The 20,389-nt window shown below is 67.7% G+C and carries 21 protein-coding genes; 20 read left to right on the top strand and 1 reads right to left on the bottom strand.

What is annotated here, in order from left to right:
• Positions 1–266: 266 nt before the first annotated feature.
• From HALOF300_RS11840 to HALOF300_RS11920, 17 genes are all read left to right on the top strand, one after another.
• Complete coding sequence (locus tag HALOF300_RS11840; RefSeq protein WP_156741148.1) at positions 267–1,022, top strand: hypothetical protein; 756 nt, start codon at positions 267–269, stop codon at positions 1,020–1,022.
• Positions 1,019–1,360, top strand: coding sequence for a hypothetical protein (locus tag HALOF300_RS11845; RefSeq protein ID WP_156741149.1), 342 nt, complete (start codon positions 1,019–1,021; stop codon positions 1,358–1,360). Before HALOF300_RS11840 ends, HALOF300_RS11845 begins: the two co-directional genes overlap by 4 nt.
• Entirely contained in the window at positions 1,353–1,988 is a 636-nt protein-coding gene (locus HALOF300_RS11850; RefSeq protein WP_197522501.1) for an RNA polymerase sigma factor, read from the top strand. Before HALOF300_RS11845 ends, HALOF300_RS11850 begins: the two co-directional genes overlap by 8 nt.
• A 205-nt stretch (positions 1,989–2,193) precedes the next feature.
• Positions 2,194–2,739, top strand: coding sequence for an SAF domain-containing protein (locus tag HALOF300_RS11855; protein WP_197522502.1), 546 nt, complete (start codon positions 2,194–2,196; stop codon positions 2,737–2,739).
• 4 nt (positions 2,740–2,743) lie between these two features.
• Positions 2,744–3,619: a hypothetical protein gene (locus HALOF300_RS11860; protein WP_156741152.1), complete on the top strand. Its 876-nt coding sequence runs from the start codon at positions 2,744–2,746 to the stop codon at positions 3,617–3,619.
• On the top strand, positions 3,616–5,181 hold the full coding sequence (locus HALOF300_RS11865; RefSeq protein ID WP_156741153.1) for a CpaF family protein: 1,566 nt from the start codon (positions 3,616–3,618) through the stop codon (positions 5,179–5,181). Before HALOF300_RS11860 ends, HALOF300_RS11865 begins: the two co-directional genes overlap by 4 nt.
• On the top strand, positions 5,178–6,047 hold the full coding sequence (locus tag HALOF300_RS11870) for a type II secretion system F family protein (protein WP_156741154.1): 870 nt from the start codon (positions 5,178–5,180) through the stop codon (positions 6,045–6,047). The genes HALOF300_RS11865 and HALOF300_RS11870 overlap by 4 nt, the downstream gene beginning before the upstream one ends.
• A complete protein-coding gene (locus tag HALOF300_RS11875) occupies positions 6,044–6,934 on the top strand; it encodes a hypothetical protein (RefSeq protein ID WP_156741155.1) in 891 nt (296 codons plus the stop codon). Before HALOF300_RS11870 ends, HALOF300_RS11875 begins: the two co-directional genes overlap by 4 nt.
• Before the next feature lie 66 nt (positions 6,935–7,000).
• Positions 7,001–7,180, top strand: coding sequence for a hypothetical protein (locus HALOF300_RS11880; RefSeq protein WP_156741156.1), 180 nt, complete (start codon positions 7,001–7,003; stop codon positions 7,178–7,180).
• 71 nt (positions 7,181–7,251) lie between these two features.
• Complete coding sequence (locus tag HALOF300_RS11885) at positions 7,252–7,596, top strand: TadE family protein (protein WP_197522503.1); 345 nt, start codon at positions 7,252–7,254, stop codon at positions 7,594–7,596.
• On the top strand, positions 7,593–8,030 hold the full coding sequence (locus tag HALOF300_RS11890) for a TadE/TadG family type IV pilus assembly protein (protein ID WP_156741158.1): 438 nt from the start codon (positions 7,593–7,595) through the stop codon (positions 8,028–8,030). The genes HALOF300_RS11885 and HALOF300_RS11890 overlap by 4 nt, the downstream gene beginning before the upstream one ends.
• The gene (locus HALOF300_RS11895; RefSeq protein WP_156741159.1) at positions 8,027–8,449 is read left to right on the top strand and encodes a pilus assembly protein TadG-related protein; all 423 of its coding nucleotides are present in this window, start codon (positions 8,027–8,029) and stop codon (positions 8,447–8,449) included. Before HALOF300_RS11890 ends, HALOF300_RS11895 begins: the two co-directional genes overlap by 4 nt.
• The gene (locus HALOF300_RS11900) at positions 8,446–11,532 is read left to right on the top strand and encodes a LysM peptidoglycan-binding domain-containing protein (protein ID WP_156741160.1); all 3,087 of its coding nucleotides are present in this window, start codon (positions 8,446–8,448) and stop codon (positions 11,530–11,532) included. Before HALOF300_RS11895 ends, HALOF300_RS11900 begins: the two co-directional genes overlap by 4 nt.
• 19 nt (positions 11,533–11,551) lie before the next feature.
• Positions 11,552–12,178: a hypothetical protein gene (locus HALOF300_RS11905; protein WP_156741161.1), complete on the top strand. Its 627-nt coding sequence runs from the start codon at positions 11,552–11,554 to the stop codon at positions 12,176–12,178.
• A 29-nt stretch (positions 12,179–12,207) separates the two neighbouring features.
• A complete protein-coding gene (locus HALOF300_RS11910) occupies positions 12,208–13,170 on the top strand; it encodes a hypothetical protein (RefSeq protein WP_156741162.1) in 963 nt (320 codons plus the stop codon).
• A gap of 613 nt (positions 13,171–13,783) precedes the next feature.
• Positions 13,784–14,767, top strand: coding sequence for a HipA domain-containing protein (locus HALOF300_RS11915; protein WP_156741163.1), 984 nt, complete (start codon positions 13,784–13,786; stop codon positions 14,765–14,767).
• Complete coding sequence (locus HALOF300_RS11920; protein WP_156741164.1) at positions 14,745–15,563, top strand: hypothetical protein; 819 nt, start codon at positions 14,745–14,747, stop codon at positions 15,561–15,563. Before HALOF300_RS11915 ends, HALOF300_RS11920 begins: the two co-directional genes overlap by 23 nt.
• Positions 15,564–15,574: 11 nt before the next feature.
• On the opposite strand, the gene HALOF300_RS11925 is transcribed toward HALOF300_RS11920, so the two are convergent.
• The gene (locus HALOF300_RS11925) at positions 15,575–16,195 is read right to left on the bottom strand and encodes a ribonuclease D (protein ID WP_197522505.1); all 621 of its coding nucleotides are present in this window, start codon (positions 16,193–16,195) and stop codon (positions 15,575–15,577) included.
• Between the two features lie 651 nt (positions 16,196–16,846).
• On the opposite strand from HALOF300_RS11925, the gene HALOF300_RS11930 reads away from it, so the two are divergent.
• The 3 genes from HALOF300_RS11930 (at position 16,847) to HALOF300_RS11940 (ending at position 20,330) form a co-directional block, all read left to right on the top strand.
• Positions 16,847–17,026: a hypothetical protein gene (locus HALOF300_RS11930; protein ID WP_156741166.1), complete on the top strand. Its 180-nt coding sequence runs from the start codon at positions 16,847–16,849 to the stop codon at positions 17,024–17,026.
• A complete protein-coding gene (locus HALOF300_RS11935) occupies positions 17,013–19,577 on the top strand; it encodes an AAA family ATPase (protein WP_197522506.1) in 2,565 nt (854 codons plus the stop codon). The genes HALOF300_RS11930 and HALOF300_RS11935 overlap by 14 nt, the downstream gene beginning before the upstream one ends.
• 135 nt (positions 19,578–19,712) lie before the next feature.
• Positions 19,713–20,330 (top strand): hypothetical protein, encoded by a 618-nt coding sequence (locus tag HALOF300_RS11940; protein WP_156741168.1) that lies wholly within the window; start codon positions 19,713–19,715, stop codon positions 20,328–20,330.
• The last annotated feature ends 59 nt before the right edge of the window (positions 20,331–20,389 follow it).

Consider the following 20,389-nt stretch of genomic DNA (forward strand, 5'->3'; position numbering starts at 1 on the left):
GTCGACGGGGGTGGGGGGCGATGACGGCGGTGGCTGCGCACGATGCTGACTTGGATCAGGTGGCTGCGCGGCGGCTCACGGACCAGCTGCGTGTTGCGCTTGAGGGCGGGTGGCAGTTGGCGATCAGGGCGTGGGAGGGGCGCGTGTGGATCGCTCTCGGGTATGCCTCGTGGGATGAGTACTGCACGCGTGAACTCGGGCAGTGTCGGATACGGGTCCCGCGTCAGGACCGCGAGGAGGTGCTGGCGCCGTTGTCGGCGGCAGGCATGAGCACCCGTGCAATCGGCTCGCTGACTGGGTTGCATTCGACGACGGTGCGCCGTGTCCTCGCCGATGCCGATGCCGATGCCGATGCCGATGCCGATGCCGGCGAGACGGGGTCGGATCCCGACGGTGAGCCCGGCGCACGCCGGGGTGCTTCCGGCCGGAGCCGGGTGGCTGGCCGGGATGGCAAGCAATACCCGAGCAGGCGCCCGACCAGGAGTGATGTGCTGGTGCGTCGTGCGGAGGTCGCGCGGCTCCGTAATCTCGGACTGAGCCAGGTTCGGATCGCCTCTGAGCTGAGGGTCGCGCAGGCCACGGTGTCGGCTGATCTGGCGGAGTTGACCGCGATCTCGGGGGCGGCCGGCGTTGCCGGGCTCACCGGCGTGCTGCAGGAGGCCCGTGATGAGGCCGGACGTACCGATGTGGCTGCGGTGGCCGAGTACCTCGGCGTGCAGACGTCCGGTGGACGTGACCTGGCCCGGATGTCGAAGCAACCGTTGATCGACCTCGCCGGGACGCTGGCCGTGATCCTGGACGAGGTCGTGTATTCGGACGAGTGGCTCGATCACGCCCAGCACGAGGCGGCTGTCGCGGTGTTGTTGCCAGGGGCGGCGCGCCTCGTGGAGCAACTGGCCCGGATCCTGGGGGCACTCACTGAGGCCGACCGAGCCAGTTCCGCGTGGGCGGACCTGCAGAAGGCGATCGGTCCACTCCTCGCGTGGGGCGACCCGGCCGGCGGATTAGAGGCCAGCTCATGACTTCTGAACGCTGGCCGGTGCCGAGCTCCGAGGAGTTGGAGGGCCGCAAACGGGAACTGCTCGGTCGCACCCGCAGGTGGGCTGTGACCGGCACCGGCTTAGGCGTCCTCGGACTGGGCGGTCTGCTCTTGGCGGAGCGGGCCGGTGTCGCCTGGCTGACCGTCTGCCTGGCCGCGCTGCTGTGCGTGTCCTGGGGCTGGGCGCTCCTTGCGCTGTTCCTCGGCTGGGGCGGCCTCCTGCTGGGAATGGTCGCGGCCGGGATGGGCCAGGTGGTTGCCGCAGCCCGGACCCACATCGAGAACGGATCAGAGAATAGGGGTGGTGGTGGTCTTGACTGACGTGAGAGGGTGCGGAGTTAAGAGCCGCGGCGGCGTCGCCGAGTTCGGCATCACAGAGGGCGATTTCGTCGCGGCATGTGATGAGCAACGGGGGTTCGTCATGCACCTACTCGGCAGCCGCCGGTGGGAGGCAGACGATGTCATGGCGCAACTCGCGCTGGACCTGCTGAAGTCGCTTCCCCGCTGGGCGGCTGCACCCGAGCACCCGTGCCTGGGTGCCTGGGCTCATGGCGTGGCGGTGCGCACGTTCTACTCGTGGCTCCGCTCCCCGGGCGCCGGGCGAGGGCCTGGTGGGAGCGCACTGGTCAGCGCCGAGGCGCTTGCCGACGTCGGCGCCGAGATCGAGGAACCCCCAAGTCGTGGACGAGGCTCCTCGACAACCCAGTTGATGCGGCGGCAGCTCGCTGACCGCCTGCGCGAGGCGATGCTTGCGCAGCCGGGCGGTGCGGCGCAGTGGGCGCGGATGGTGACCCCCGATGGGCAGGTACGGGGCAAGACTGCACGGGCCGCGTTGCAGGTGCTGCTCGAGGTCGTCGACCCCGATGGCGCCATGAGGCGTGCGGCCGGCTACCGAACGGGCACGTGGTGGCCAGGAGCGGACGGGGGCGTGGTGGATGTGGCCTCGTAGGAGCGCCTTAGCCACAGATGCCGACCGGACCGAGGACGGCCCGATGGCACCGCCCGGGCGCGGCACGACCGCGACGGGGGGCGCGGTGGCTGCCGCGTCCAATGGCCACCCCACGGCGGGCCAGATTCCAGGACAGCCGCACCGGCCCTTGCCGAAGCCACTTCCGCGGCGTCGGCGACCGGCGACGATCGCTTTGGCTGTCGCGATGATCGCACTTGGCGGTCTGACCGGGGCGTGGCTGCTGAGCCGTTCGGGCGAGACCCAGACGGTCCTTGTGGTGGCGGAGTCGGTGGCACGGGGCGAGGCGGTGACGGCGACTGATCTGACGACCACCGTGCTCCCGGTGGGTGTGCTGAACCTTCGCACGGTGCCCTCGACCAGTCTGGATGAGGTGGTCGGCGCGGTTGCCGCGGCCGACCTGGTGGCGGGCACGGTGCTGACACCGGACTCGATCACCGAGGAACTGGTGCCCGGGCCGGGGAACTCGGTGGTCGGTGTGGCTCTGACGTGGACGCAGATGCCGGGCCAGCCGATCGGCTCCGGGGACCATGTGCGGTTCGTGGCGACCCCACCGGTCGGCGGTGAGATGCCAGCCGGGGATCCGGAGACGATCGAGGCGGTGGTGGTCAACGCCCAGGCCACCGACGCGGGTTGGCTGGTGAATGTGGAGCTGCCGACTTCGTCCGCACCGCAGTTGGCTGCGCTGGCAGGCACGACCCGGATCGCGCTCGTGATCGACACGGTCGGTTGAGACGATGGCGCTGATCACCGTGTTGAGCGCGAAGGGTGCACCGGGTTGCACGACCACCGCGCTTGGGCTCACGTTGCGCTGGCCCACGCCGGCGTTGTTGGTTGAGGCCGACGTGGCGGGCTCGGCGATCCTGGCCGGGTACCTGCGTGGGGAGCTGCACCAGGACCACGGTGTCCTGCCCCTTGCCGTCGCGCAGGCCCATACCCGCCGCCTGGAGATGACCGACCTATGGGACCAGACGCTGCCCCTCGCCCCGCCCTCGCACGACCAGCCCGCCCCCCGTGGGCTGTTTGGTGCGACATCGGGTGCGTCCGGGCCGGTGGCGCAGAGCCCGGTGCAGTACCTGCTGCCCGGGATCCCGCACGCCACCCAGTCCGCTGCGGTCCGATCCCTCTGGGGTGAGTTGGCCAGCACTCTGCAGACACTGGAGGAGGGGGGGATGGACGCCATCGTCGATCTCGGGCGCTTCAGTGTTGGTGAGGAGGACCGGCACGGGCTGCTGGCGCGTTCGGACCAGATCGTGGTGGTGACCGGGTCACGGTTGCCGCAGATCCACGCGACGAAGACGCTCGCGGAGCACCTGCGGGCCCGGTATGCGCCGGCCGCGGCGGAGATGAGCCCGCTGGCGATCGTGGTGGTGGGCCCGGGCCGTCCCTTCGATGCCGGTGAGATCGCGCAGTTGTGCGGGCTGCCACTGGCAGGGACTCTCGCGTGGGACCCCTCCAGCGCGGAGGTCTACAGCTGCGGGGCGAGGCCGGGACGAAAGTTCGCCGGTGCCGCACTGAACCGCTCGCTCACCGCGCTCACCGACACCCTCCGCAGTCGTGTCGGTACGCGGCGGGCGCACCTGGTCGGCACCCGCACGGGAGGCGACGAATGAGCACCGCGTCACCACCGCAGCAGGAGCGCAGGTCGCTCAGCGAACTCCCGCTGCTCAAGCCGCCCGCAAACGTCCAGCCGGTTGCGATTCCGGCGACATCGACCGAGCCGGAGCGGCCGGGCGTCGAGGGCGCCGCGGGCGGCCACCGCCTCTACGCCAGAGCGGGCAACGGGCACTTGGACGCGGCGGCGACGCCTCGGGGTGTCGGGGGCGGCGAGTCGTTCTGGCAGGAGGTGGAGGCGCTGCGGGCGCAGGTGAGCACGGCGTTGGCCGGGCACGAGGCGGCCCTGCGCGGCGATGAGGATACCCAGCGCGAGATCGGGCGGAGCCTGTTGGCGAGCCACCTTCGCGAGCACCAGGGCGCGCTGATGCGCGAGGGCCACCAACGCTGGGATCCGGACTACGCCGACGCCCTGAACAAGGCCGTAATGGCGGCCCTGTTCGGCCTTGGCCGGCTGGAGCCCTTGGTCGAGGCGGACACGGTGGAGAACGTGGAGATCACCGGTTGCGACCAGGTCCTGGTATTGCACTCCGATGGTCGCCGGGAACGCGCGGCACCGGTGGCGGAGTCCGATGAGCGGCTGATCCGGGACCTGGCGTTCCTGGCCAGCCGGCGCAGCGCGAGTGGGGAGCGCTCCTTCACCCGCGCGAACCCGATGCTGTCGTTGTCGCTGCCGCCGGACCTGCGCCTGCAGGCGTCTGCGTTCATCACCCCGCGGCCGAAGGTGGTGATCCGTAAGGACCGCCTGCCCGCCATCGACCTTGCCGGGCTGCGCGACCTCGGCGAGCTGGACGAGGTCATCTACGACTTCCTGTCGGCGGCGGTGCGGGCGCACAAGAGCATCGTGGTCTCCGGCCGGGGTCAGGGTTCGGGCAAGACGACGCTGCTTCGGGCGCTGATCGGGCAGATGGACCCGTGGGAGTCGATCGTGACCGCCGAGGACATCGACGAGCTGCGCATCCACCAGGTCCCCGAGCGCCACCATCGGGTCACCTCCTTCGTGGCCCGCCCGGGTACGGGGGAGGTTGGCGTCGATGGTAGGAGCGCGGGGGAGTACACCCTGAACGAGGTGGTCTACGGTGCGTTGCGGTTCAACGCTGACCGGGTTGTGGTGGGCGAGGTGCGGGGGAGCGAGGTGATCCCGATGTTCAAGGCGATGCAGATGGGTAACGGGTCCTTCTCGACCATCCACGCCAACTCCGCTCGGGACGTGGTGGAGCGGCTGGTCACGTGCGCGGTCGAGGACGCCTCGGTGACCGAGATCTTCGCCTACCGGCAGGTCTACCAGCACATCGACCTGATCGTGTTCCTGGACGCCACCTACGATCCGGTGACAGGGCAGCGGTACCGGTTCATCAGCCAGATCATCGAGGTCACTGCGCCCGATGATGTGGCCACGGCGCCGTATGCGGTGAACGAGGTGTTCATGCCGGGACCGGACCGGCGGGCGGTGCCCACCGGGGTCTCGCCGACATTCACAGCGGAGCTGAACGCGCACGGCTTCCAGACGCGGGACCTGTCCGGTCCCGGCGCGTGGCCAACCGGCGGGAGCATGCCATGACCGAGATGGTCGGCGCACTGCTCGGGCTCCTGGTCGCCGGCGGCCTGGTGCTCCTGGTCGTGGGGCTGCGCCCCCGGCACGATCAAGAGCCCCGGGAAGCGGTGCGCGTGCCGTGGACCTCACGCCTGTGGCGCTCCCGTGCCCGGTTCCGCGATGCCATGGTGGGTGCGGTGGTCGGCGTGGTCCTGGCCGCGGTGTCCGGGTTGCCGGTCCTGGTGATCGTCTGCGCCGCACTTGGGGTGACCGGGCCGCCGCTGTTCCGCCAGCCGACGTCGGTGCGGGTGCTTGCCCGGCAGGAGGCGGTGGAGACGTGGGTGCGGGCCCTGACCGGGATGCTCACCGGCGGGGTCGGTATCGAGGTGGCGATCCGGACGTCGTTGCCCTCGACGCCGGCGGCGATCAGGCCGGAGGTGACGCGGTTGGTGGCGCGGCTGCAGTCCCAGCAGCCGCTGGACGCTTCGTTGCGGCGGTGGGCGGATGAGACGGACGACCGGATCTGCGACCTTGTTGCCGGGGTGCTGATCATGGGCGCGGAGACTCAGCACGGTGGCCTGTCCCGGGCGCTGGCGGATCTGTCGACCTCGGTCGCCGAGGAGAACCGCATGATGCGACGGATCGAGGCCGACCGGGCCGGCACCCGCACGGTCGCGCGCATTGTGGCGGGCATCTCGGTGGTGATGTTCGCGCTGGTCATGGCCGGGCCGTTCGGCGATGCCTACCGTGATCTGCTCGGGCAGCTGCTGCTGGTGGTCTTCGGACTCGCCTACGCGGCGATGCTGCGCTGGATGACGGTGCTCAGCAGACTGCCCCCACGTCCCCGGTTCCTGACCGACCCGGCCCACGTCGTCGGGAGCGCACACCCATGAGCCTGCTGCTGGGAGTCATCCTCGCCGGCGCTGCCGTCGGCGCCGGCGCGTATCTGCTGGTCCGGGTTCTGGTGCCGGGTGTGCCGGCCTTGGGCAAGGCCCTGGAGCGGTTGGACAGTGAGCCGGTTCCGGTGCTGGTCCTGCCCGACGGTGCGCCGATGTCCCAGCGGGTCGGTACCAGGCTGGCACGAGGCCTCGGCACCCGTACCCATGCCCTGGTATTGGTCAGCGACACCGATTTGGCCATCCTGGACAAGCCCCGCAGCGAGTTACTCGGGGAGAAGGCGATCTGCGCCATCATCGCCTTCCTGATGGGCCCGGTGATCACAGTGATCTTGACCGCAGGCGGGGTGCCGGTGAGTCTCCTGCTGCCGGGGATCGTCTCGCTTGCCCTGGCGGGCCTAGCCTGGATCTACCCCGACCTCGCGGCACGGGAGCAAGCGGCGAAGTCACGGTATGAGTTCGCCGCCGCGGCAACGGCCTACCTGGAACTGGTCGCGATCGCCCGCGTCGCCGGGGACGCGGCCAATGAGGCCATGGTCCGCGCGGCCAAGATCTCTGGCAACGCCACGTTCCGCCGGATCTCCCAAGCGCTGCAGCAGTCCACCTGGGCCGGGACCGCGCCCTGGGATGCCGTGCTCGAACTACGCACCAGCCTGGACGTCCCAGAACTTGGCGACATCGCCGACATCATGCGCCTGACCGGCGGCGGCGGCCAGGTGATCGACTCGCTGCGCCAACGAGCCCGAGCATTGCGCGATTCCCAACTTGCCGCCGAGCAGGCCCGCGCCGTCCAGCGATCCGAACGATTGACCGCCGCCGCGACCCTGACCGGCGTGGTGTTCATACTCATGCTCCTGTATCCCGCCGCCGCCAACATGCTCTGACAAACCCGAACACCTTAAGCCGGGGCCACCGTGGCACCGGCACCCAGTGGAAAAGGGGAACACGATATGTATCGCAGGATCACCAAGTCCCTTCGACGGCGCCTGGATCAGGTCCGAACCCGTGCCGAGCGTGGGGCGAGCACCGTGGAATGGGTCATCATCACCGCCTGCCTGGTCGCGATCGCAGTGGGCCTGGTGGTGCTGATCACCTCCGTGGTCAACAACCGCTCCGCAGGCATCTTCTGACTGGGCACCGACGCATGACCAGGCGGGCAGTCCGACCTCCTCACCCACGGCGTGAGGGGGACCGCGGCGCGATGACCCTCGAGGCCGTCATCGTCCTGCCAGCCGTCCTGCTGCTCATCTTCGTGGCCATCCAAGCCGGCCTGTGGTTCCACGCCCGCGAGGTCGCCATGCACGCCGCATCCGCGGGCAGCACGGCCGCAAGCGCCGAGAACGCCACCAACACGGATGGCGCCACCGCAGCGCAAGGATTCGTGGACCAGGTTGGCGCGCTGGGCGACGTCAGCATCACCATCGACAGCGCAGCCGAAACGGTCACAGTCACGGTCAGCGGACAGGCACCCTCCATCGTCCCCGGGATGCCGCTGCCGACCATCACCCAGAGCTCGACCGCGGCCATCGAAAGGTGGACCCCATGAACCGGCGCGCCCACCTGGGGCGTGACCGCGGCTCGATGACCGTCGAGTCGGCGATCCTCGCCGTGGCGTTCGTGCTGTTACTAGGCACCGTCATTGGCGTCGGTCGCGTCGGTCTGGCACGCAACACCATCGACCAGGTGGCACACGACGCCGCCCGGATCGCGAGCATCGCCCGCACCGGCCAGCAGGCCTCCCTCGACGCTCACACCGCGGCCGCGGAATCCATCACGGATCAGGACCTGGCCTGCTCGCCGCTGACCGTCGACGTGGACACCGCCGGGTTCGCCAGCCCCGCGGGCACGCCAGCGCAGGTGGACGTGGTGGTGACCTGCGCGGTGCCATTGGCGGACTTGCTGCTGCCCTTCGCCCCAGGCACCGTCACACTCACCGCCACGGCCAGCCGGGCGATCGATACCTACCGGGAGCGATCATGAGGCACGCGGCCGGCGCCGGTGTGGACACCGAGCGGGGGAGCATCACCCCGGCCGCGGTGATGTTCTCGATCGTGCTGCTGCTGATCGTCGGTCTCGTGGTCGACGGCGGGCGGAAGTTGAACGCCGTCGCGCAGGCTGGCGACGTGGCGGCGCAGGCAGCCCATGTGGCGGCCCAGCAGCTCGACGCGGGCACGGTGCTGCTGGGTGGTGGCGCCATCGTGGATCCCGCGCAGGCGCAGGCCGCCGGGCAGGCGGTCCTGGCCGCCGCCGGGATGACCGGAGTGGTCTTGGTGGACGGCGATCGTGTCCTCGTCACCGCCACGTGCACCAGACCGACCGCCTTCCTCAGCCTGATCAACATCACCACCGTGCAAGGCACCGGCTCGGCCGAGGTCAGACTCGCGACAGGAGGACCATGATGACTCGCAATGTGCGCGCTCTCTGCGCGGCAGTCGCACTCCTGGCACTGCTGGTCGGGATCCCCGCCGTGCTCTGGGTGCTTGGACGCGACTCCCTCCCCACCCGGGTGCCGAGTTGGGAGCAGGTGCTCGCCACTTTGGCACACCCGCTGACCGCTGGCTTCCTCACCGGCCTGCTCACCCTCGTCGGTGCCATCGCGTGGGCGACGTTCCTCGCGGGGGTCCTGATGGAGGTCCCGGCGGCCCTTGGCCACCGGCCCACACGGCAGATACGCGGCCTCCGCCCGCAACGGCGCCTGGCGGCCGCACTGCTCGGCGCCATCTTCCTCAGCGGCATGGCGGCCCCGGCCCTGGCGCCGGCGGCGCAAGCCAGCGCCACCGTCCACGAGCCCTCGCAGGTGATTATCTATGCGGACCTGCCGGCCGACCAGCCAAGCACACCAGATCCTGGCAGTACCGACCAGGAGGAGGAACCAGACGCGCCGAGCCCCGGCTGGCAGACCCACATGGTCGAGCCTGGAGACACCCTGTGGGACATCGCGCAGAGCCGACTCGGCGATGGCCAGCGATGGCGCGAGATCGCCGACCTGAACTACGGCCTGCCGCAACCGGATGGGCACGCCCTGACCGACGCCCACTGGCTCAAGGTCGGCTGGCAGCTGCGCATTCCCGGCACCGAGTTCCCAGGTGCCGAGACCGTCCAGAACGCCGCGACGGAGGTGATGGTCCAGCCCGGCGACACCCTTTTCGAGATCGCGGCCGAGCACCTCGGGGACGGCAATCGCTACCCCGAAATCTTCGACGCGTCCCGCGACCTTCCTCAACCAGGCGGCGCCCACCTTGTCGACCCGGACGTCATCGACGTCGGCTGGCACCTCCTCATCCCAGCAGCGACCGAGCCAACCGCGTTGATAATCGAGAACGCTGCCGCTGCCGAGATCACGAGCGAGGGGCACACCGGCGAAGAAGTGCCTGCGACCGAGACCTACCCGCAGGAGGCCTCCACCACACAGCCGGGGTCCACCGATCCAAACGAGAACACCGCGCCCGACCAGACAGCAGAACAGCAACACCGCGAAGCCGAGGGTGCGGTGACCAGTGCGGACAGTGATCACGAGGCCGACACCACCGAGCATGCGGACGATGCCGGCGTGGTCCAACGAACGACCGGCGGAGCAGGGGCACTGCTGGCCGCCGGCATCGTGACGGCCATCGTGTACCGGCGCCACCGCACACACCGCACCCGCCCCACCGGCACCCGAGTAGCCATGCCCGAGCCGGGCAGCCCCGAGGAGGCAGTCGAGAAGGACTTGCGCACGGTGGCAGGCCCCGACGGACGAGCGACGGTGAACCTGGCCCTTCGGGACCTGGCCATGCTGTGCCAGGAGCAGGGACTACCGCGCCCCCAGATCCGCGCCGCTCGATTCGCCGGCGACGGCAGCGAGCTCCAGCTCTACCTCGAAACAGCGACCGACCTACCGTCACCATGGCGCTCATCGGCGGACCGGCAGATCTGGCTGATCAGCGACACGGACCTAGCCGACGTCACCGCGCAATCTGAAGGCCGCGGCGTCCCGGCGCCCTGGCCGGCCCTGGTGAGCATCGGCCAGGACGAAGAGGACGCCCACCTCCTCGTCGACCTCGAGCACCTGGGGCAGCTCGACATCCGAGGCGAAGCAGAGGCGGCCCACGCCACGCTCGCGGCCCTGGCCGTGCAACTCGCGACCTCAGAGTGGGCCGACGACATCCAGGTCACCCTCGTCGGCGTGCTCCCAGAACTGGTGGAGGCGATCGACACCAGCCGCATCCGCCACGTCCCGGACCTTGCCGCGGTTCTGGACACCCTGGAGGCCAGGGCACAGCACCTGCGAGAACACGCCCCGGACTCGGACTTTGGGCCGGCGCCGTGGTCCCCGGAGATCATCATCACCGGGACCGACATAGACCCGCAGGTGCTCGCCCGGGTGGAGACCCTCGTCGGCACGCTGCCCCGCGTGGGTATCGCCGCCATCACGCAAGAGGCCAACAGCGGGGAGTGGGCGATCGAACTCGACCCGGCCCGCCCGACCGAGGCGATGCTGCGCCCGGCGGGTCTGCGGCTGCGGCCACAGCAGATCTCCACGACCGAGTACGCCGGGATCCTGAACATCCTCGCTGGCGCCGACCGCTACACCCCAGGCCCCGCATGGACACAGGCACTCAGCCGTGCGACCGAGCCGGACTTGGCCGAGCTGCCCGCGCCCGATCCCGCCGAGCAGGTCCAACCGACCCTAGCCCCGGTCGTTGACCCTGTCCGGTTCGAAGCAGGTGCACCAGTGGTCCGGCTGCTTGGCGGGGTCGACATCACCGGGGTCGACGAAAGTGTGCTCTCTGGAACGCCAACCCACCTGAGCCAGGCGGTGGAGATGATCGCCTACATGGTGCTCAACCCCGGCGCGACGACTGCGGAACTCACCCGCGACCTCTGGCCGGACAGGGAGGCGAAGGCATCGACCCGGCAATCGGCGGTCTCCCGCGCCAGGCGACTCCTGGGCACCAACGACGCCGGCGAACCGTACCTGAGCCTGACCGGCACCGACCCGCTCGGCAACTCCTACAACGTCCTGCCGCAAGTGCGCAGCGACTGGGACAACTTCAACGAATTGCGCGGCGACGATCCCACGACCGTGCCGCTGGATGACCTCCGTAAGGCGCTGGCGCTCGTTCGCGGCACACCGTTCAGCCGGGTCCGCGCGGGGCAGGGCCGGGTTCGCGCCAACCGGTACCTGTGGGCCGACCGGTTCGCCTACGAGATGACCGCCAGCATTACCGACGTCGCCTGCGAAACCGCACGTCGGGCACTCCTGGAAGGCAAGCCGAAACTCGCGGCAGAGGCCGCCCGCGCCGGCCTTCGCGCCACCCGGGACGAGGAACGGACCTGGCGGTACGCGATTCGCGCCCACATCCAACTCGGTGACCATGTCAGCGTTGAGGAACTCGTCGAAGATCTCACGACCCAACTCACCGACCTCGAAGTCGACCCCGAGCCCGAGACCAATCAACTGCTCGACGAACTAGACCGCTCACGCCGGGTAGCCGGCTGACCGGGAGGGGAAACCAGGGATGCGCACACGACGAGACACGAAGGCTGTCATCGCGGCCGTGACGGTCGCGGTAACGGCAACGATGGGCCTCGGGGCGTGTGACCCAGCCGACGTCAACCCCACGCCCACACCCACCACCGGAACCACCCAGACGACCACACCGCCCACGGAACCGTCGACCGAACCGCCGCTTAGCTACGAGGACCAGCAGATCGCGGCGGCGGAAGCCTTCGTCATCGACTACTACGTCGTGGCGGCCGACGTCGCTCACAACGGGTTCGAGGGCTGGCAGGAACGCATTTTCCCCTTCTACGCCGGCAACCTTGAGTTGTGGGATGTGCGTTCAACGGGGTATCAGGAAGACGAAGCCGCCGGCATCCACACCGAGGGTGCAACCGAAGTGGTCTCGATCACGGCCACCGACTGGGCCGCGGATCCCACGGAGAGCGGCTTCGACACGGTGACCTTCACCATGTGCCTGGACTCCCGCAGCGTGGTCACCTTCAACGAGGACGGCAGCCCTCGTACGGACCGAACCCCCGTCGATCACCCCTACCCGGCTACCGCTTTGGTGATGGGCCAGCCGGAGACCGATCTGGGATGGTCGTTCATGGAGCTTGAGGCAGACGGGCCAGCGGAATGCTGACATTGCGACGTGCCGACTTGACTCCGGTCGTGTTACTGCTGACCGCTGTGGCCATGATCGTGCCGGGTGTGCGCCCCGCCGCGGCCGACGTCGAGATCCCGCCCGGCTGCTGGCCCGTGGAGTACGTCGACGATCAAGGGAACGTCCGAGTGACCGTCCAATGCCCGTGGGAGGGCCCCGGCGACGGTGACCAGGACGAGGGCAACCCCGATGGAGAGGTTAGTCCTGGCGAGACATGGGAGTGCACGTACGGTGCCCACCTGACGATCGAGTGTGAGACGAGCGCCGGTGTATGGAACGGATCCTGCTATGTGAAGCTGGCAGATCCTCAGCCAGCACCCGAGCACCCCGCGTGGGGCGGGCGCACCGATGGGGTCATCCTGCAGTGCACCGGCTACGACGCCGTGCGGGCGGACTGCGACGCCGACACCGGCTGCCCAAGCGGCGTGTCGTATGTCTGGGGGCAAGGCGCCCCGGGCACTGGGCCGTCACCGGAGACGCTCGCCCGCCAGGTGATCGCGCAGATGCAGTTGCAGATGGGCTCGATCGGGTCAACACCGCCGGCGGGCACAAGCCAGTCGATCGTCGGGATGCCGATCTGGCTCTGGGTGACCAACCCCGCGCCGAACACGACCGGCCCCAGCACTGCCTCGGCGAGCAACGCAGGGCTCACCGTGACGGTGACCGCGACCCTGGACCAGATCGTGTACTCCATGAGCGGCACTGGTACGACAGTCGCTGAGGTGACCTGCGCCGGCACGTCCGCACCGGGCACGGCTTACGAGCCGAGTTACGGTGCCTCGCCCTCGCCAACCTGCGGCATCCCTGCCGGGCAGAACCAGCACACCGGATCCCACACAATCACCGGCACCGCAGCTTGGACAGCACAGTGGACCGGCGGCGGGCAGACCGGGACCATCCCCGTCGAGGTCGACAATTCCATCCAAATGGAGGTCGGTGAGGTCCAGTCGATCAGGACCGCCGGTGGCTGATGACGAGGACAGCCAACTGTCCCGGGTCGAGGCGGCACTAACGGGGCAAGGCGCAATATCGACGCCTCGACGCGCTCCATCCGGACTCGGGCAAGCCAACTTCTCGCAATCGAGGGGGTAGCGCGGTCGGTGGGTTGGGGCAGATCCGGCTGCGCTACACACGGACTCATGCACAGTTCGGGTGTTCAGCCGCGCTTCAGCCCATCGCTGCTCCTCGACTACGGCGCTCAGCGGCGCCGTGAGCACCATGTCCCGCTCAACTGGGCGCATGCTGGCACCTCAGCGCGGAACTTCAGTCGTCTACTGGGTTCAACCGACGACGCCTGCACGGCGAGATCGTGACGATAGGACGGGTCATGGACTCGCCCATTGCCTGCCGGACTGTGGCGCGCCAACTCCGACGCCGACTTCTCGACGGAGATCCGTATCGTCCACCGTGGGACTTGTTGCTTGCCGAACTGATCGGCCTGGGCGTGGGTGCGCGTTCGCGCGCGCCAGCCGGGAGTACAGTAACGAGTTGGTCACGGTGGAACCAGTCGAGTACTTTTTCGAAGCGAACTCGCGGCTGCGGCGCGAGACGTAGCCCTCCGAAACGCGGACAAGGAGACGGCACGTGCCTGAACTCGGCAAGGGAGTCGCAACCGCGCCATGGTGGCGGCAGATCGATGTCTCCGACTGGCGAGAGTTGCAGATCGAGCCCGGTGGGTCGATGTCGGTGCGCTGGCTCGAGAACCCGGAGACGGGTGACGGGTGGCTGCACAAGTACACGACTGTCCCGGATACGGGGATCGAGCAGGGTGAGGACTGGGCAGAAGCGATCGCCACTCAGGTAGCTGTGATGCTCGGAGTGCCGTGCGCTCTGGTCAGTCTCTGCACGCGGCACGGGATGCGCGGATCACTCTCGCGGGATCTTCGGTTGAGGGGATACTCCTTCTGGCCGGCGAACGTCTGGCTCTACGGCCGAGCTACGGGGTATGTCCCACAGAAGGAGGGGGCTCCTGGCGTGGATCCTGGCCGACCAGGCGTCAGGCGGCCAGGACACACCCTCAAGAATTTCTGTCATGCCCTCTCCGAGACGGCAGTTCCACCGGACTTCCGGGGTGAGGCGACGAACGGGTTCGACGTGCTCGCTGGATACTTCGTTCTCGATGCCTTGGTCGCCAACCGCGACCGGCACACCGAGAACTGGGCGGTCCTGGAGCCACAAGTCGGTTCCGATCCGACGATGCTTGCTCCGTCCTTCGACCACGGTGGCAGCCTCGGCTTTAATGTGAAGGACGAGGACCGGAGACGATTCCTCGACGAGTCGCGAGTCGAGTCCTGGGTTCGGAAGGGGACTGCGCATCGATTGGAGCACACGGTGGGCCAACGGCGACCCACCTTGGTGGAAGCTGCAGGCACGGCGCTGGCGTTGGCCAGTCCTGCGGCGCGCGCCTGGTGGCGTGGACAGGTTGATAACCTCGATCTCTCGTCCGTGCTCGACGTCGTCCGGGAGGGGCGTGTCGCTGCAATGTCAGACCTCGCGCGTACCTTTGCAATAGAATCGCTCACGTTGAACCTAGAGAGGCTGCGCCATGTCCTCGGCACTGTTGACTGACCCGCGAGCCGTCGACCGTACGGCACATGAGGTCACCGACCTGCTCGTCCTGTGGCAGCACCCGACGAGTCGCGAAATTTGTCCCATCGGGCGTCTTGAGCACGTTCGCGACGAGTTCCAGTTTGCTTATACCGTTGCCGCTGGCGAGATCGAGGGATTCCGCCCGCTTCCGGGGCTTCCTGACCTCGAACGGCAGTACCGTTCCGGCGAACTCCCGCTCGTGCTTGGCCAGCGCATCCTCGTTCGTGCGCGGCCCGACTACGACGAGTATGTGCGCTCCCTCGGACTGGATCCGGAGTTCGCAACCCCGTGGGAGCAGATCGTCCGCTCTGGTGGACACCGCGAGGGTGACACGCTGCAGGTCATGGAATTGCCCAGGGTCCGAGAGGGACGCGCCCAGGCAACCTTCTTCGGGAACGCTGTCCGCTGGATCGCGCGCAACGAGCTTCGGGTCGACGGCGTCCCGCGGCGGGTTTCCGTTGAGGAGCAGGAGCGGGCGTTGCACTCGTTGACAGAAGGTGACCCGCTGAGCGTCCGGCGCGACGAGGGCAATGCGTTTGATGCTGATGCATGCCTCCTGCTGGCCGGCGAGACGCCCGTGGCGCGGGTTCCCCGTGTCCTCGCCAGTGCATTCAAAGAACTGCTGGGAGCGGGCGACGTAACCGTTCGAGTGGTCCGACTCGGCGATGCGAACGGCCCGCCTCACCTGCGGCTGACGGTGGGGCTCGATGTTCCAGCTCCGGACGGATTTGAGTTTGACCGTCAAGGCCGTTGGGAGCCACTGCGGACGGCCTGAGATGGAACAGTTCAGTACTCGAGTGGATCGGGGAAGCCCTGAGTCCTGAGCGTCGCGTCGACGGGTAGGTAGCGGCAGACCTCGCGGTACAGGTCATAGCGTCCGATGGTGCGGAGTTCTCGTTCGAGCTGCTCGTGGAGCTGGAGTAGGTGCGTGACGTCGTCGGCGGCGTACTGGACTTGCTCGGCGCTCAGTTCGGCGGAACCCCAGTCGCTGATTCGAACGGCACCCTTGTTGATCTTGACGCCCAACTCCCGTTGTAACAGCGACTGCAGACTGTACGCGCTGGGTGAACGCGTCGGATCGAGCAACTTGGACGCCGCCTTCGTGCACGCCACGGGGTCCACCCTCGCGGGCAATTGCGCCATGAGGAAGCGTAGGTCGAACGGTGCGAAGTGGAACACTTTCGTTACGTGCTCGTTCTCAAGCAACTGGCAAAGCCTGGGTGGCGTCTCGTCCCCCAAGCGGACAAGGAGGGCGCCGGTCGGTTCAGAGTAGATCTGGACGAGGAGCAGGCGATCGGCACGCCAGTCAAGGCCGCTCGTCTCCGTATCGACGGCAATCGAGTCCTGCTGGAGCAAGACGGCGAGCGCGTCACGGTCGAGATCACCGCTGCGGACTGTCGCGCTCACGGGCCACAACCTACCGGCTCACGTTGGCGTGTGAGCGGACAGCCACCTGAACGACGCGATCGTGGCGGCGCGGCTCTCGCATCGGAAGGCATGCCTGCGGTGGGAGATCTTGTCACCCCGCTGACGCGGCCGCGCTAAGGGGCTACATCGCAGCAGGTCAGCGCACTGCGGGTGCGACTCCTACCGTCTCCACGACGTTCCCGGCCCTTGCATGAACCGTGATTCTCGTTGCTATCAGACGGGTCTGGAGATTCTGACTCGTCGGCAGGGACATCCAGCGGCTGGCTGGGTCTGACAGCAGATCCGCCACCAAGTCTCCACGGCTGGACTTCGTGAGCGAACCAGTTCCGCATCCTTGGCGGCGCCCGCGAAGTGTCCCGAGCGGATCGGCAAGGTCGCGTGGGAGTGCCCCCTTGCCCAGTTCGCGGCGCCGTCCGCTCTCACCCTCTCGCTACCGGAACCGCCGTGGAGTGCGATCGGCGCCTGGGCGTGGACCCCAAGCCGCCGCCCTCCACTGCGACGCTCGCGTGAGTTCAGCGAGGCGTCATCTGTGTCCGAAAGACCAGCGCAGTATTTGCCCGCACGGTCGACCCGTTCCGGGCACGTCGGTCCGATCCACTCCATACGATCTCTGAGGGATGGAGTGATGACATGAGCGAGTTGATTCCGAACCTCAATGACCTTCGCGCGCACCTACCAGTCGATGACACGGCAGCTGATGCGCGCGAGTTCCTCGGAGAGGTGGCGAAGGGCCAGTCCTTCACTGAGGTGACGGCCAATGTCGGGGCATTGGTCGACCGTTGGCTGGAGGTGCCCCATGGGAACAACTGAGAGCGTGCCCGAGCTGCCACCGCGCATCGTGCGACTTCGAATCCGGGGCTTCCGCTCCTATGGGACCGAGACTCGTGAGATTGAACTGGATTCGCCGGTCACCGTTGTCAGGGGCGACAACAGCCAAGGAAAGACGGCCACAGCCGAGGCCTTGGAGTTCCTCTTCACGGGGTGCATCAGTCGGCGTGATCTCTTCGGTGGCGCGAAGGTGGAGTACGAGCGGATGCTCGCCAACGTGCATCTGCCGTTGGGCGACAATGACATATGGGTCGAGGCCGCGGTGAGGGGTCCCGACGGTGTGACCCGCACGGTTCGTCGTACCTTGACCACTGATTACTCGGGATCCGCGGACTGTGCGAGCACGGTCCTCATCGACGGTCAGGACGCCGACATGGACTCTCTCGGAATCCCGTTCGGCGAACCGCCGCTGGCTGCGCCCGTCCTGTTGCAGCACAACCTGCGCTACGTCTTGTCGACGGAACCGCAGAAGCGAGCAGCCTACTTCCGCGCGCTACTCGAGTTGACGGATCTGGATGCCGTAGGAGAGGCCGTCAAGCGAGCGAAGGAGAGGATGGCGGATCTCCCGACTCTTCCTTGGGTCGCCATGCTGTCAGCCCTCCACAACTCGATCCAGGGCAACGGAACGGCGGCTAGTGCGATCAGCCAGGCGGCGAGAGCGTCCAACCAGCCGATGCTGACTAAACACCTCATCGCGGCCGCGAACGCGCTGAGTCCCTCCGTCGTAAGCAAGGATGCAGAGGCGGTCACGGCGGACCTGCGGGCCACCAAGGCCAAGGCTGAGGAGAAGGTGTTCCCGATGGGCGCCCTTGCCCCGAATCTGGCGGAGATCCCGGCGGACGTTGACCCTACGCGCCTCGGGGACGCCATCACCACTTACGGCGAGCGGCTTGGCGCCGTTGACGATGAAGTGGCGCGGCTCACACCGATCTTCGATGCCGTTCTCAAGCACTCGCACTTGGGAACACTCACGGAGCCAACGCGGTGCCCCGTCTGCAATGACGGCACTCTTTCCACCGTGAGGATTGCGGAACTCCGAGAACAGCTCGCCGCGTCAGGCGGGATGCAAGAGGCGGCCAGGACTGTGGCGAGTGAACTGCAGCTCGCACTCCAATCGGTGGACAGGGTCGGGATCGGACTCAACGCTGTCCTGCCCTCGGCGGGAGACTGGGGTGAGCCGGAATGGGCCGAGACCTCGGCGCATAGGGAGGCGCTCAATGAGGGAGCTGAGGTTGACGTCCCCGCGCTCAATTCAGAGGACTCAGCTCGCGGCATGATCATGAGGGCAGGGGCCTCACGGCAGCGGTTGAGGCAGATCCGGGCACAGTTGAAGGACTTGATCGACGCAGGTTCACGATCAGTCGCCGAGCGCGCGCCGGTTCAGGACGGGGTGTCGCCGCTGCTCAAGCAGGTGAACGGGTGCATCGCCGAGGTGCAGAAGGAGGCCCAAGCGCTCAAGGCCTTGGTCGACGGTTTGCACGAGGAACTTGGCGAGAGGCTGCAGTCTGCCGCCCTCCCGTCCGGCACAAGGGAGATACTCGACCTCCTGGAGCATCGAGAGGAACTGCATCATGAGCAGTGCCTCGAAGCCCAGCGCAAGGGGGCCAAGCGACGGATAGATGCTGTCGGACGCATGATAGACGCCGCCGAGCGGGCGCTGCTCGACGACCGCTTCGAGAAGATGGGCTCCGAGATCGACAGGTGGTGGGCCACCCTGCGCCCAGACGAGTTGGTCCGGTTCGGTGGAGTCGGACGACGGGCCTCGGGTCGCCGGTACGTAAACCTCACCGCAGAATTGGCCGTGTCCAGCGAATCATCACCGCAAGTGCGCGATGCGGTCGGGGTGTTCAGCGACAGCCAACTCAATGCCCTCGGCCTCGCCGCGTTCTTGGCGCGGCAACGGTTGCTCAAGAGCCCGGTCGTGGTCCTCGATGATCCGCTGCCGGGATATGACCCGGACCACCAGGTGACCTTCGCCGCCTATACGATCACAAGGTTGTTGGACGAGGGCGTTCAGGTCATCTTGCTAACGCACGATCCGAAGGTGGAGGGGGAGGTCGTGGGCCGCCACCAGTACCGAGGTCTGTTGCACTATCGCCTTGCACTGCACTCTGCGGTCGAGGGCACCTTGGTCACCAACGAGGACGACTTCGTGGGTCGCAAGCTGATTGAAGCCCGGGGGCACCTCCAGAGTCAGACTTTGGAGGGTCGGAAGGCCGCAACCTCAGCGCTCCGTGATTCGGCCGAGCGGCTGGGAAAGCAGATCATGGCTGCAGCGCGGACCGCGAACGGCAACCCGACCACGGTGGCATCGCTGGGCAAGGCGATGCTCGGGCAGTTGATCCCGGAGATCCTTCCGCATGTGCAAGGGCCAGACGAGCCAGGCCGATGGAACTCCTGGAAGAACACCCTCAACTCTGGGTCCCACGATGACGAGGTACCAGCAGCGCAATCTCTCACCGTGGCGCTGGGTGAGATCAATAAGGTCCGGAAGGATCACGACAAGCACTGGCAGGGAGGTTTGCCTCGGTAGCGCGCTGTCCGTATCGGACCGTTCCGTAGTTCGTCCTTAAGTCTTGAGGTTCCTGAACGAACTCCTACAGGTGGAGTGTCGGACTGGTCCCAAACTGTCGTGGCGTCGCCCGAACGGCGGCAGGAAGGTTTCCGGATGGCCCGCGAGGTTCAGAACCGAGTGCTCGACCTGGCGGATCAGGCACTTGCTTTGCCCATCACCCGGGAGCAGTGCCCTGACTGGCTCCGGCGCCCCGGACGAGCAGAGTGCGGGGACCTCTGGGACACAGTGTGCAGCGTGTACCGGAAATTGACGGGACTGGAGTTGCCCGAGTTCATGCCATCAAGGGAGAGGAGATCACTCGATGCCGTCGTCGGGCACCCGGACGGATCGCGGCGAGTGGTCGAGGTGGACGAGGCACAACACTTCAACGTGCATCGTGCTCTGACGCTGGAGCACTACCCACCCGGAATGCTCCTCGCCTTCGACAGCGCCGTGTGGCGCGAGCGGTGCATGACCCCCACCAAGTTGCGAGGTGGCGGGTGGGGCAAAGCGAAGCCGCCGCTGTTCCCTCAGGACTATGGCAGGCATCTTCAGCGGGCATTCCGGGACATGCTGGCTGACCTCCTGCCGCCAGCGCACGGTTGGGCACCCACGCTTCGCATCGCCCACTTCGAAGTCGAGGGATGGGTCGATGAGCCCGGCGCTGTGGACCGGATGCGTACCCTCCTCCAGGGCAAGCTTGGTCTGGAGAACGCCCAGACAGTCGGGTAGTCGCCGCGCTCCAGCTAGTGCCGCGAGCCCGAAGGGACTGCGACCTCCCTAGCACGTCC

Origin of the sequence: Occultella aeris, from assembly GCF_902703175.1 — a bacterium.
Lineage (GTDB): Bacteria > Actinomycetota > Actinomycetes > Actinomycetales > Beutenbergiaceae > Occultella > Occultella aeris.

What these genes read in the sequence shown, in the direction of transcription:
- HALOF300_RS11920 (WP_156741164.1), top strand. Translation starts at nt 14,745, where the DNA reads ATGTCCTCGGCACTGTTGACTGACCCGCGAGCCGTCGACCGTACGGCA.
- HALOF300_RS11870 (WP_156741154.1), top strand. Translation starts at nt 5,178, where the DNA reads ATGACCGAGATGGTCGGCGCACTGCTCGGGCTCCTGGTCGCCGGCGGC.
- HALOF300_RS11935 (WP_197522506.1), top strand. Translation starts at nt 17,013, where the DNA reads ATGGGAACAACTGAGAGCGTGCCCGAGCTGCCACCGCGCATCGTGCGA.
- HALOF300_RS11840 (WP_156741148.1), top strand. Translation starts at nt 267, where the DNA reads ATGAGCACCCGTGCAATCGGCTCGCTGACTGGGTTGCATTCGACGACG.
- HALOF300_RS11855 (WP_197522502.1), top strand. Translation starts at nt 2,194, where the DNA reads ATGATCGCACTTGGCGGTCTGACCGGGGCGTGGCTGCTGAGCCGTTCG.
- HALOF300_RS11890 (WP_156741158.1), top strand. Translation starts at nt 7,593, where the DNA reads ATGAACCGGCGCGCCCACCTGGGGCGTGACCGCGGCTCGATGACCGTC.
- HALOF300_RS11875 (WP_156741155.1), top strand. Translation starts at nt 6,044, where the DNA reads ATGAGCCTGCTGCTGGGAGTCATCCTCGCCGGCGCTGCCGTCGGCGCC.
- HALOF300_RS11845 (WP_156741149.1), top strand. Translation starts at nt 1,019, where the DNA reads ATGACTTCTGAACGCTGGCCGGTGCCGAGCTCCGAGGAGTTGGAGGGC.
- HALOF300_RS11895 (WP_156741159.1), top strand. Translation starts at nt 8,027, where the DNA reads ATGAGGCACGCGGCCGGCGCCGGTGTGGACACCGAGCGGGGGAGCATC.
- HALOF300_RS11940 (WP_156741168.1), top strand. Translation starts at nt 19,713, where the DNA reads ATGGCCCGCGAGGTTCAGAACCGAGTGCTCGACCTGGCGGATCAGGCA.
- HALOF300_RS11885 (WP_197522503.1), top strand. Translation starts at nt 7,252, where the DNA reads ATGACCCTCGAGGCCGTCATCGTCCTGCCAGCCGTCCTGCTGCTCATC.
- HALOF300_RS11900 (WP_156741160.1), top strand. Translation starts at nt 8,446, where the DNA reads ATGATGACTCGCAATGTGCGCGCTCTCTGCGCGGCAGTCGCACTCCTG.
- HALOF300_RS11860 (WP_156741152.1), top strand. Translation starts at nt 2,744, where the DNA reads ATGGCGCTGATCACCGTGTTGAGCGCGAAGGGTGCACCGGGTTGCACG.
- HALOF300_RS11930 (WP_156741166.1), top strand. Translation starts at nt 16,847, where the DNA reads ATGAGCGAGTTGATTCCGAACCTCAATGACCTTCGCGCGCACCTACCA.
- HALOF300_RS11880 (WP_156741156.1), top strand. Translation starts at nt 7,001, where the DNA reads ATGTATCGCAGGATCACCAAGTCCCTTCGACGGCGCCTGGATCAGGTC.
- HALOF300_RS11865 (WP_156741153.1), top strand. Translation starts at nt 3,616, where the DNA reads ATGAGCACCGCGTCACCACCGCAGCAGGAGCGCAGGTCGCTCAGCGAA.
- HALOF300_RS11905 (WP_156741161.1), top strand. Translation starts at nt 11,552, where the DNA reads ATGCGCACACGACGAGACACGAAGGCTGTCATCGCGGCCGTGACGGTC.